Origin of the sequence: Populibacterium corticicola, assembly GCF_042683685.1 — a bacterium.
Lineage (GTDB): Bacteria > Actinomycetota > Actinomycetes > Actinomycetales > Cellulomonadaceae > Timonella > Timonella corticicola.
Window position 1 is genome coordinate 586,154 of the sequence record NZ_JBHUOP010000001.1, and the last position, 11,496, is coordinate 597,649.

An 11,496-nucleotide genomic window follows, 5' to 3' on the forward strand; every position below is an offset into this window, starting at 1 on the left:
GGGGTGGGCTGAGAAGCGCTCACTACTCTCGAGGAGTGCGCTAAGTGATACCAGCCAACCCTCGTTGGTAACACTTAGCGCTTAAGTGCTGCCAACGGCCGAATACATGATGGATTCTCGACACCGAATCCTGACGAACCGGGACGTAGGTGGCGGGGCTAACTGGCCGGATCGTCGGCAATCTCGCTCATCGAGCGATCAAAAAGCGTGGGCGGTTCCAACCAAACCTTCGCGCTAGCACCCTGCTCGAGTTCGGGCGGCGTGCCGCCGAACGACGGGCAGATGCTCTGAAACGAGCACCATCCGCACAACTTCGATGTTCTAGGACGCCACTCATCGCGTTCGGCGTTGCGGCGGATGTCATCCCAGATGGAAATGATTTTGCCTTTCGCCTGATCGAGGTCCGCCTCGGTTGGTTCGTTGCGGAGCACTTGACTGTCGCCGAGGTAGTTCAATTGCAGCATCGCGGGGGTAACACCTCGTGCCTCACGCATTGCAACCGCGTAAAAGCGCATCTGGAACGCCGCGGACGCGGAATACTGCGGGCGGGGAGCCTTGCCGGTCTTGTAGTCGACCAGTCGGACCGCTCCGCTCGGAGCTATGTCAACACGGTCAATGATTCCCTTGATACGCATCGTGCCGTCGAGCAGCGCGGAGATATTGACCTCACGTTCTGCCGGCTCAAGGCGGTTGGGATCCTCGAGCGTGAAATAGCGGTCAATCAGTTTTCCGGCCTCAGCGAGCCACTGCTTCTTGTCTGCCTCAGATTCGAACATCGTGTCCAGATCGGGCGTACGGGCCTGAACCGCGGTGAGCGCGTTTGGTACAAGCGCGTGCGCGGCCTCGGGAGAACGGCGGCCAATCGGTGCGTTGTACAGGTGTTCCAGCACCCAGTGCACGAGCGTTCCCTTGGTAGCCGCCTTGCTGGGTGGCTCCGGCAACCTATCGATCGTGCGGAACCGAAACATGAGCGGGCACTGCGAATAGTCGTTCGCACGGGACGGCGACAATGCGGGGGCGCGGCGAGTCGAGGACATACCTTAAGCCTAGGTGACCACTGTGCCCGGACGGGAAGAAAATGCTGTGGCGTGGACCGCAGCGAGGGCTGTCCCAGGACTTCGGGACGTGCCAAGAGAATACGAAACGGTAAGGTAGCACCCATGGAACCCACGTCATGGACAATCGGCCGCATCGCAGGTGCGCCCATCAATGTGCGTCCCGGCGTGCTCGTGCTCATTGCGGTGTTTAGTGCACTGTACTTCAGCTCGTTCCAGACCTATGCGGGTTCTTTCCCGGTTGCCGTGCTGTGCTCGGTGACCCTTGCGGTATTGCTCGTGATCTCGGTGTTCCTGCACGAGGTCGCACACGTTGTGGTGGCTCGCAGGTTCAAGGTTGAGGCGCGTGAAATCGGCCTGACCTTTCTGGGCGGTCACGCCGGGTTCAAGAACGAGTTCCGCCAGCCGTGGCATTCCTTCCTGGTATCGGTTGCTGGGCCTCTCGCCAACATTGCGCTCTACTTCGCGATGTGGTTCGGCGCCGAACTGATCCCCGTGTCCTCCTCTAGCGCTGCCCTTGCGTACGTGGTGGTCAAGAACGCGGGAATGATGAACCTGTTCCTTGGACTGTTCAACCTGGTACCGGGCCTCCCGCTCGATGGTGGCAATGCGCTGTCCGCGATCGTGTGGCAGTTCAGCAAGAAACGTGTCACGGGTATGAAGATTGCGGCGCGCAGTGGCCAGATCGTGGCAATCGGCTTTGCCCTGTACACGATCGGCTGGCCAATGCTCCAAGGTCGCACCCCGCAGACGATATACCTGATGTGGTCGGTTCTGCTCGTATGGGTGGTCTGGTCTGGTGCTCGTGGTGCACTTCAGTACGCGCGACACCTCGAACAGGTCGAACGCGTGAACCTTGCCGAACTTGTTCGGCCTGCCCTTGTCACATCGGCGGATACCACGCTTGCGCAGATCGGTCCTGAACTGGTGCGCACCAACGCAGCGGTACTCGTCGCTGATGACTCTGGCCGCCCTTATGCATACGCCGACCCTGAGGCACTCTACGCGGTACCGGCGGCGGTCGTAGAACAGACCCAACTGGCTAGCGTGATCGTGCCGTTCCCCGAGGGAACGATCCAACCGACAGACGTGAGTGCGCAGCATCTCTTCGAGGAACTGCGCACTCCGCATGGCGTCCGCAGACTCTACGTGCTCGCAGATCAGTCCGGTCTCAAGGGCGTTGTCTGGACTGCGGAGCTCGTGCGCGCCTCAGGTCTTGGATAGTCAAGCAACAAGTTGGGGAACAGCCAGTTCGCCTGGACCACATACACTAGAGCGTTAACAAAACGCCGTGACACAAGTTAAGAAATCGAGATCCGTGAATCAACATCTGCCAGAATCGGCCGAGTCTGCTGAACCGACCGGTGCGTATAGGCGCCGTGGACCTTTCCGCGAGGGTGACCGTGTCCAACTGACCGATAACCGGGGACGCCTCCACACCATCACCTTGACGCCAGGCGAGGAGTTCCACACGCACCGCGGCTTCTATCGCCACAACGACATCATCGGTAAGCCCGAGGGCACGAACATTGTCACGAGCTCGGGCATCGAGTATCAGTTGATGCGCCCGCTCATGCACGACTACGTGCTGTCGATGCCGCGTGGTGCCGCTGTGGTGTATCCGAAGGACGCCGCTCAGATCGTCGCGATGGCGGACATCTTCCCGGGTGCGCGTGTGATCGAGGCTGGCGTCGGTTCGGGTGCTCTGACTCTTTCACTCCTCCAGGCCGTGGGCGACCAGGGCCAGGTGCACTCGATCGAGCGTCGCGAGGACTTTGCGGATATTGCGCGTGCGAACATCGAGATCTTCTTCGGTGGACCGCACCCCTCGTGGGACCTGTCGATTGGCGATCTCGCGGATGTGCTGCCAACGGTTGCCGAGCCTGGTTCGGTGGATCGCGTTGTGCTGGACATGCTCGCACCGTGGGAGAACATTGATGCGGTCGCCAAGGCACTCACTCCAGGTGGCGTGCTGATCTGTTATGTTGCGACGGCAACGCAGCTTTCGCGGGTTGCCGAGGACCTGCGCGAGGATGGTCGTTTCACAGAGCCGGTCGCGTGGGAGCAGTTGGTCCGTAACTGGCACCTCGAAGGGCTTGCGGTTCGTCCCCAGCACCGCATGGTTGGCCACACCGGCTTCCTCATCATGACCCGCCGCCTTGCGGACGGCGTTGAGGCGATTGTGCGAAAGCGTCGTCCCGCGAAGGGCGCCTACCCCGTGGACGAGCAGTGGTCTGAAGAGGACCTGGGGGAGCGCATCCCATCGGATAAGAAGGTTCGCAAGGTCCGTCGTGATGTGACCGCCCATCGCGATGAGTTGGTTGAGCATACTGGCGAGGATTCCGGCCAGGATGATGACGCTTAGTCTCTAGTCGTGTTATGTCAGGCTGGGTCGGTTGGATTTCCAACTGGCCCAGCCTGTTTCGTCGTGTCCAGGCAGTTCCGGTTGGAATGTCGGTGGGGTGTTTTCGTTCCGGGTGCATGACTTTTTTACACGCTGCCGGACGTTTTTCAGCCCACCGAGTTGGACGGATTTGATTGAGGTTGGCGACGAGTCGGTTGCGTTCCAGCGTGCGTCATCTTCCAGCATTGAACGAGGGTGCGCCTCCGTGCCCTAGCAAACGATGGGGTTGGATACGTGTCCATGTGGCGTGCTATGCGGGCATGAATGCGTGAAGTATGAAAACCTAAACTCAAGTAAACGCGCAGGAAAGGGGAGTTCGATGTCTTCCGATCCAATCCACAATCCAGCAGGTGGCCCACCGCACGGCACACCAAGCCCGGAGCAGAAGCAGATCGCCACCCTTTCCGCCCAAAATGAGCGGCTTGCCCAGATCCTCATGGACGCCCGCGGCAAGATCGTTGAACTGCAGAAACAACTCGAGGACCTCGCTAAGCCGCCAAGCACCTACGCGATCTTCCTCAAGAAGTTTGACGATGGCACCGCAGAGGTCATGGCCGCGGGCCGGAAACTGCGCTTGACCTCACTCGAAACCGCCAAACTGCACCGTGCCCAGCCCGGCCAAGAGGTGCGGCTCAACGAGGCTATGGCGATCGTCGAGGTCGTTGGATTCGAGCGCACAGGTGAACTTGCGGCTATCAAGGAGTTCGTTGACGATGACCGCGTCCTTATCACCGGTAAGGGCGATGATGAGCGCGTACTGCGCCTGGCGAGTTCGCTTCTTGAGGATGGCACGCCGAACGTGCGCGTGGGCGATACGGTTCTCATCGATCTCAAGGCAGGCTTTGCGTTCGAACGGATCGAGAAGTCTGAGGTCTCGGAACTGGTCCTTGAGGAGGTTCCCGATGTCAGATACGAAGACATTGGTGGGCTGAGTTCTCAGATCGAGCACATAAAGGACGCAATCGAGCTTCCGTTTTCGCACCCCGAGCTGTACCGCGAGCATGGTCTCAAAGCACCGAAGGGCATCCTGCTCTATGGTCCTCCGGGCTGTGGAAAGACACTCATCGCGAAGGCTGTCGCCAACTCGCTCGCCGAGGCTGCAGCAGTGCGTGGCGGGCTAGACGCCAAGGACGCCAAGAGCTACTTCCTGAATATCAAGGGTCCAGAACTGCTGAACAAGTTTGTCGGTGAGACGGAGCGTCACATCCGCCTGATCTTCGGACGTGCACGCGAGAAGGCAGCGCAGGGCAACCCGGTCGTTGTTTTCTTTGACGAGATGGAGTCCCTTTTCCGCACTCGTGGTACGGGACTGTCATCAGACGTGGAGACCACGATCGTGCCTCAACTTCTTGCCGAGATCGATGGCGTTGAGAAACTCGACAACGTGATCATCATCGGTGCCTCAAACCGTGAGGACATGATTGACCCGGCTATCCTGCGACCAGGGCGACTCGACGTGAAGATCAAGGTTGAGCGCCCCGACGCCGAGGGGGCCAGGGAGATCTTTGGCAAGTACCTGACCGCCAACCTGCCGATCCATGCGGACGACCTCAAACAGCATGATGGAAATGTGCAGGCGACCCTTGACGCGATGATCCAGGCGACCGTCGAGCACATGTATGCAACGGGCGAGGAGAACCAGTTCCTTGAGGTCACCTACGCCTCCGGTGACAAGGAGATCCTGTACTTCAAGGACTTCAACTCCGGCGCGATGATCCAGAACATCGTGGACCGAGCCAAGAAGCAGGCGATCAAGGACCTGCTGACCACAGGCAACAGGGGCCTGCGAGTCGAACACCTGATCGCGGCATGCAACGACGAGTTCAAGGAAAACGAAGATCTGCCCAACACGACCAATCCCGACGACTGGGCGCGTATCTCCGGTAAGAAGGGCGAACGCATCGTGTTTATCCGCACGATCGTTCAGACCAAATCATCGAACTCCTCAGCAGACCCGGTCAAGGCGATCAGCACCGCACCAAACACCGGCCCCTACCTGTAGTCCACACCGTAAACGTTCCTGCGACCGTATCGGTGCAGCACATAGGGTAGAGATGTGACTGTACAGCGCATCGTTGGAATTGAAACCGAATACGGGGTCCTGCAGAACGGCAACCCGCGAGCAAACCCAATGCTCATGTCGAGCCAGGTCGTGACGGCCTACCGTGCGATCAGTGCGAACGCGCGGGGAAACGCCCGCTGGGATTACCTTGACGAGGATCCACTCAACGATGCGCGTGGTTTCAAGTTGGAGCGCGCCTCGGCGCACCCATCCCTGCTGACCGATAACCCGAACGTTCCAGCGCCTTCGGGCGATGAGCCCACGCTTGATGCGCAGGATGTCACCCGTCCAGACGGCCCAGTCTACGACGACCCAAGCGCCGCGAATGCGATTCTGACCAACGGTGCACGTCTTTACGTAGACCACGCGCACCCGGAGTACTCATCACCCGAGGTCACGAATCCGCGCGATGCAGTGATCTGGGATGTTGCGGGAGAACGGGTCATGCTCACCGCGCACCGCGAACTACAACGCACGATGGGTCTCGACATCCAGTTGTACAAGAACAACACGGATTCAAAGGGCTCAAGCTATGGAACGCATGAGAACTATCTGGTCAAGCGGAAAGTACCGTTTTCAACGCTCGTGACTGTGCTGACGCCATTCTTCGTGACCCGCCAGATATTCACCGGTTCGGGGCGGGTGGGCCTTGGGCAGCACAGCCAGCAGTCAGGCTTCCAGATCTCGCAGCGTGCAGACTTCATGGAGGCTGAGGTCGGTCTTGAAACCACGTTGCGTCGCCCGATCATCAACACCCGCGATGAACCGCACGCCACGCGTGAGAGGTGGCGTCGACTACACGTCATCATCGGCGATGCGAACCTCATGGAGACCACGACATACCTCAAGATCGGTACCACGAACCTGGTGCTATGGGTTGTGGAACATCTTGAGGACCACCCAGACTTGGCAGAGCGCCTGGAACTGCTGATGCTCGGCGACCCGGTTGCCGAGGTGAGCGCAGTCAGCCGCGATCTTACATGCTCCGAACCGATCTGGACCATCCTGAACGGTGAGATGACCGCGATCAGCATTCAGCGCGAGTACCTTGCTGTCGTGCGTGAGATGCAGGCCCGCGTAGCTGAGGTCGATCCCATTCCAGAGCAGACGCAGGATGTGCTGGCGCGCTGGGAGGACGTATTGAACCGGCTTGAACGCGATCCGATGTCGTGTGCACGGGACGTTGAATGGGTGGCCAAGTACCGACTACTGGAATCGATGCGCAACAGGCACCAGATCGCGTGGGACCATCCAAAGCTCGTGGCGATGGATATTCAGTGGTCAGACGTTCGTCCAGAACGCTCGCTGAGCCGGAAACTGCTTGATGCCGGTGTGATTGACCGTCTTGTGGGAGAACACGAGATCACAAATGCTGTTGCGCATCCACCCGCTGACACGAGGGCCTATTTCCGGGGCGAGGCAATGGCGTTGTTCGGGCCACATGTGACCGGTGCGAGTTGGGACTCGGTGATTTTTGATATTCCCGGACGGCCAACGTTGCAGCGCATCTCCATGCTCGATCCGTGGAAGGGCACACAGGGTCATGTAGGCGAGTTGTTCGAACGCCACCAAGATGATCCCGAAGGATTCTTGAGTTCTCTCCTCGGCGAGTGAGCGACCACGCCTCTTCTCGTCATGGGTGTTTCGAGAGTCAGACGATTGCGGGAAGGTAACGAACTGCTTCGCCGATGGCGGATTTTGTGGATTTTAGCTTCTATGTGCGCAGATTGTGACGCATAGCAGCGCACGGTGAGGTTAGATTGAACTAGCAGAGTAGTGCTGGGCTGATGGGAAGACCGGATAGCCTCGGCAAAACTTAAGGAGGAATTATGCCAGGCCAAGAGCAGCAGCATGCGACGTCCAACGAGGTTGAGGAAGAGACGCCGACACCAGACACCCCAACTTCCGCGCAGGCTCAGGACTTTGCGGTGGACGACCTCCTCGATGAGATTGATGACGTACTTGAGGTGAACGCCGAGAGCTTTGTGAAGGGTTTCGTTCAAAAGGGCGGACAGTAGGTTATGCCACCGCTGAGCGGTCCACATAGCATCTCTGGAACGGATACCTCGTTCCTTGAACACGTACGCGCCAGCGCTCCACACATACTCGATCTGAGACTGGGTGAGGCTGGAACCATGCCGCAGATTCCGCACGGAACCACGATTGTCGCCGTGCAGTTCCCGGGCGGCGTGGTTATGGCTGGCGACCGTCGGGCGACCGTCGGATCCATGATCGCATCGCGGCAGATGGAGAAGGTCTTTCCTGCCGACGAGTCGTCCGCGATTGGTATTGCGGGTACGGCTGGCCTTGCTATTGAGTTGGTGCGCTTGTTTCAACTTGAGTTGGAACACTACGAGAAGATCGAGGGCGATTCGCTTTCCCTTGACGGGAAAGCGAATCGGCTCGGGTCCATGTTGCGCGGAAATCTGCCAATGGCGATGCAGGGTCTGACGGTGTTGCCACTGTTCGTCGGTTTCGACCACGCAAAGCAGCAGGGGCGGATCTTCTCGTATGACGTGACAGGCGGACGCTATGAGGAGACCGCGTATCACTGTGTCGGTTCCGGTTCCGTGTTTGCGCGCGGGGCACTCAAAAAGTTGTGGCGTCCTGACCTAACGGCCTCTGAGGCTGTCCGGGTGAGCGTTGAGGCACTGTGGGATGCCGCAGACGATGACTCAGCGACTTCTGGACCCGACTCCGTGCGTAAGATCTGGCCCATCGTGGCGCGAGTGAGCGAACAGGGATTCGAGTACGTGAGCGCTCAGGAACTGACCGCTCATGCGGATGCGGTGATTTCTCAGCGGTCTAACGAATTGAAGTCGATTGTGGTGCTTGAGCCAGGGGAGCGATCCACCGGGAACACGGCAGGGCCGCGTAATGATTCGGACTCACGCGGCGGTGATGAATGATGGCTGTGCAACCGTTCTATGTTTCGCCAGAGCAACTCATGGCGGACCGCGCAGACTTTGCACGTAAGGGCATCGCGCGCGGTCGTTCAGTACTCGTAGCACAGTATGACGGTGGAATCGCCTTCGTGACAGAGAACCCGTCACGCGCACTGCACAAGTTCTCCGAAATCTACGACCGTATCGGGTTTGCCGCGGTGGGGAAGTACAACGAGTTTGAGAGCCTAAGGGTCGCGGGGATTCGCTACGCGGATATGCGCGGGTACACCTATGACCGCTCGGACGTGACAGCCCGCGGGCTTGCAAACGCCTACGCGCAGACGCTTGGTACCGCGTTCACGAACGAGTCAAAACCCTTTGAGGTCGAACTTGTCGTCGCAGAGGTCGGAGCCAGTGAGGAAGAGGACCTACTGTATCGCCTTACATTCGACGGCTCTGTCGTGGAACTTCCCGGATACATCGTGATCGGCGGTAACGCTGCAGTGCTGCGGGAGGCCATGGAGGAGAACTGGCGTTCCCACATGAGCCTTGCCGAGGTCTTCCAGCTCATGACGGAGGTTCTCGCTCAGGAAAACCACCTGAGCGCAACCACCCAGCAGCCGGACGCAGCAGGAGCGCCCACCGACTCGTCGGCAATAAAACCTGAAACCAAGCGGCTGACAGGCCTGGACCTAGAAGCAGCGGTCCTTGACCGCGCGCGCCCACGCCGAAAATTCCGCCGTCTGACGCCATCCTCAATCAACCAGTTGCTAGGGGTTAATACGTGAGCACCCGCCGTATCTTTGGGCTCGAAACTGAATTTGGAATCACCTGCGCAACCCCGGACGGCGAAGGCATCTCTGCGGACGAGATCGCGCGTGCCCTGTTCAAGAAGGTCGTCGCATGGGGGCGTTCCTCCAACGTGTTCCTGCGTAACGGGTCGCGGTTGTACCTGGACGTGGGATCTCACCCCGAGTACGCGACCGCCGAATGCGACGACGTGCTTCAACTCATCGCCTTCGACAAGGGCGGCGAACGCATCGTTGAGGACCTCGTCATCGACGCCCAACGGCGACTCGACGAGGAGGGTACCGAGGGAAAGATCCACCTGTTCAAGAACAACGTGGACTCGGAGGGCAACTCATTCGGCTGCCACGAAAACTACCTGGTGCGGCGCAAGGGCGACTTCAATCGCCTCGCTGACATCCTCGTTCCGTTCCTGATCACCCGCCAAGTCATGGTGGGGGCGGGACACATCATGGAGACCAGCGGCGGCCCCAAATACTGCTTCTCGCAGCGAGCCGACCACATGTGGGAAGCCGTCTCAAGCGCGACAACCCGATCCCGGCCCATCATCAATACCCGCGATGAACCGCATGCGGACGCCGAGTACTACCGCCGACTGCACGTTATCGTCGGAGACTCCTCGATGGCACAACCCACCAACCTGTTGAAGGTTGGTGCCACCGACATCGTGTTGCGCATGATCGAAGCTGGAATCCCGATCCGTGACTTCATGCTGGACAACCCGATGCGGGCAATCCGGGAAGTCAGCCACGACATCACGGGCAAAGCGACAGTGACGCTGTCCAACGGCCGCACACTGACCGCTGCACAACTCCAAAGCGAATACCTTGCGAAGGCACGCGCCTTCGTGGAGAACAGCGATCGCAAGGGGCCGCACGATGATCAGGTATTCGACCTGTGGGAACGAGCCATCACCGCGGTTGACACGCAGGACCTCTCCGGCATCGACACCGAACTCGACTGGGCTATCAAACTCAGACTCATCCAGCGCTACCAAAACAAGTTGGATTGCGGGCTCGACGATCCTCGGATCGCGCGACTCAACCTTGCCTACCATGATGTTTCGCGGACGGATGGGCTCATGACCAAGCTGGAACAGCGCGGCTTGGTCAAAACCGTTGTCACCGAAGATGCGATAACCTTCTCCGAGCAGAACCCACCGCAAACCACCCGCGCCAAACTCCGCGGCGATTTTGTGCGAGCTGCCCAAGAGAAGAAACGCGACTACACGGTGGACTGGGTGCACCTCAAACTCAACGACCAGTCGCAGCGCACGCTCCTGTGCAAGGACCCGTTCGCGAACGTTGATGAACGAGTAGAAGCACTCATCGCCTCCATGTGAACGGACCCGAATGTCTCACAACTTCATGCATCACTCCCCGACCAAGGCACGCGTATTCGTTGTGGCGCTTGTGAGCGCTCTCGTACTCGCGGGCTGCGCAGGCGATCCGGTCGATGAGGTGACAAGTCTTGAAGCGACGCACGTTACCGTCACGGGAACCGCCGACGAGGCCCCAACGGTTGAATACGATACGCCGTTCGTGTACATCGAACCTCATTCCGAGGCTGTGTGGGAGGGCAGCGGGGACATGGTCGAGGACGGTGACTGGGTTCTTCTGCGTTTCTATGCCGAAGATCCTGTCAAGGGGGATGTTCTGCGCAACGACTTTGAAGCGGTACCCGTGCCATATCGGGTGGAAGCGGCGAGCCTTGGCCCCGAACTGTACTCACTGATTGTCAACAAACCGACCGGTTCCAGGCTCTTGCAGGTCACTCAGGAAGACAACCAGACCAGCGTTATCGTGATTGACGTTCTGCCTGCGCAGTCGACCGGGGAACCTCGCGAGCAGTCCGAAGAGTACCCTTCGGTCTCCTATGGACGGTCTGGTGAACCCGAGGTCGCTATCGGCGAAGACGTGATAAAGCCAACCCAACTCGTTGTGCAGCAGCTTCGCTCGGGTTCCTCTGAACAGGTCGACGCCAACTCACAGGTGGTTCTGCAATACACGGCCGCAAAGTGGAAAGATGCCGAGGTGTTCGACTCCACCTGGGTCGAGGACGTGGGACCTGTGACCGTCAAACTAGGCGCTGAACAGATCATCACGGGGCTTGAACAAGCGCTCATCGGAGCGCCCATTGGATCACAACTGCTGGTGATCGTGCCGCCGGAACTTGGATTCGCGGACTCGGAACACAAACTCGCCAAGACCACCCTCGTCTACGTGGTGGATATTGTGGCGGCCTCAAGTCCGAAGGCATAGACATCTCCCAAGAAAGCAAGGC

10 protein-coding genes are annotated in these 11,496 nt (G+C 59.2%); 9 read left to right on the forward strand and 1 reads right to left on the reverse strand.

Annotated features, from left to right (window positions below):
- Nucleotides 1-158 precede the first annotated feature (158 nt).
- Nucleotides 159-1,037 (reverse strand): RecB family exonuclease, encoded by an 879-nt coding sequence (locus tag ACFSYH_RS02745; protein WP_377464955.1) that lies wholly within the window; start codon nucleotides 1,035-1,037, stop codon nucleotides 159-161.
- Nucleotides 1,038-1,160: 123 nt separating this feature from the next.
- On the opposite strand from ACFSYH_RS02745, the gene ACFSYH_RS02750 reads away from it, so the two are divergent.
- From ACFSYH_RS02750 to ACFSYH_RS02790, 9 genes are all read left to right on the forward strand, one after another.
- Nucleotides 1,161-2,279 carry a site-2 protease family protein gene (locus ACFSYH_RS02750; RefSeq protein WP_377464956.1) on the forward strand — a complete coding sequence of 373 codons (1,119 nt, stop codon included), beginning with the start codon at nucleotides 1,161-1,163 and terminating at the stop codon, nucleotides 2,277-2,279.
- 94 nt (nucleotides 2,280-2,373) lie between these two features.
- Nucleotides 2,374-3,420 (forward strand): tRNA (adenine-N1)-methyltransferase, encoded by a 1,047-nt coding sequence (locus tag ACFSYH_RS02755; protein ID WP_377464957.1) that lies wholly within the window; start codon nucleotides 2,374-2,376, stop codon nucleotides 3,418-3,420.
- Between the two features lie 358 nt (nucleotides 3,421-3,778).
- A complete protein-coding gene (gene arc, locus ACFSYH_RS02760; protein ID WP_377464958.1) occupies nucleotides 3,779-5,461 on the forward strand; it encodes a proteasome ATPase in 1,683 nt (560 codons plus the stop codon).
- Between the two features lie 54 nt (nucleotides 5,462-5,515).
- The gene (dop, locus tag ACFSYH_RS02765) at nucleotides 5,516-7,135 is read left to right on the forward strand and encodes a depupylase/deamidase Dop (protein WP_377464959.1); all 1,620 of its coding nucleotides are present in this window, start codon (nucleotides 5,516-5,518) and stop codon (nucleotides 7,133-7,135) included.
- 215 nt (nucleotides 7,136-7,350) lie between these two features.
- The gene (locus tag ACFSYH_RS02770) at nucleotides 7,351-7,539 is read left to right on the forward strand and encodes a ubiquitin-like protein Pup (RefSeq protein WP_377464960.1); all 189 of its coding nucleotides are present in this window, start codon (nucleotides 7,351-7,353) and stop codon (nucleotides 7,537-7,539) included.
- 3 nt (nucleotides 7,540-7,542) lie between these two features.
- Nucleotides 7,543-8,430: a proteasome subunit beta gene (prcB, locus tag ACFSYH_RS02775; protein ID WP_377464961.1), complete on the forward strand. Its 888-nt coding sequence runs from the start codon at nucleotides 7,543-7,545 to the stop codon at nucleotides 8,428-8,430.
- Entirely contained in the window at nucleotides 8,430-9,194 is a 765-nt protein-coding gene (gene prcA, locus ACFSYH_RS02780) for a proteasome subunit alpha (RefSeq protein WP_377464962.1), read from the forward strand. Before prcB ends, prcA begins: the two co-directional genes overlap by 1 nt.
- Nucleotides 9,191-10,555 carry a Pup--protein ligase gene (gene pafA / locus ACFSYH_RS02785; RefSeq protein ID WP_377464963.1) on the forward strand — a complete coding sequence of 455 codons (1,365 nt, stop codon included), beginning with the start codon at nucleotides 9,191-9,193 and terminating at the stop codon, nucleotides 10,553-10,555. Before prcA ends, pafA begins: the two co-directional genes overlap by 4 nt.
- 10 nt (nucleotides 10,556-10,565) lie before the next feature.
- A complete protein-coding gene (locus tag ACFSYH_RS02790) occupies nucleotides 10,566-11,474 on the forward strand; it encodes an FKBP-type peptidyl-prolyl cis-trans isomerase (protein ID WP_377464964.1) in 909 nt (302 codons plus the stop codon).
- Nucleotides 11,475-11,496 lie beyond the last annotated feature (22 nt).

Coding starts and splice junctions, on each gene's coding strand:
- ACFSYH_RS02745 (WP_377464955.1), bottom strand. CDS start 1,037: ATGTCCTCGACTCGCCGCGCCCCCGCATTGTCGCCGTCCCGTGCGAAC.
- ACFSYH_RS02750 (WP_377464956.1), top strand. CDS start 1,161: ATGGAACCCACGTCATGGACAATCGGCCGCATCGCAGGTGCGCCCATC.
- arc (WP_377464958.1), top strand. CDS start 3,779: ATGTCTTCCGATCCAATCCACAATCCAGCAGGTGGCCCACCGCACGGC.
- ACFSYH_RS02770 (WP_377464960.1), top strand. CDS start 7,351: ATGCCAGGCCAAGAGCAGCAGCATGCGACGTCCAACGAGGTTGAGGAA.
- prcB (WP_377464961.1), top strand. CDS start 7,543: ATGCCACCGCTGAGCGGTCCACATAGCATCTCTGGAACGGATACCTCG.
- prcA (WP_377464962.1), top strand. CDS start 8,430: ATGGCTGTGCAACCGTTCTATGTTTCGCCAGAGCAACTCATGGCGGAC.
- ACFSYH_RS02790 (WP_377464964.1), top strand. CDS start 10,566: ATGTCTCACAACTTCATGCATCACTCCCCGACCAAGGCACGCGTATTC.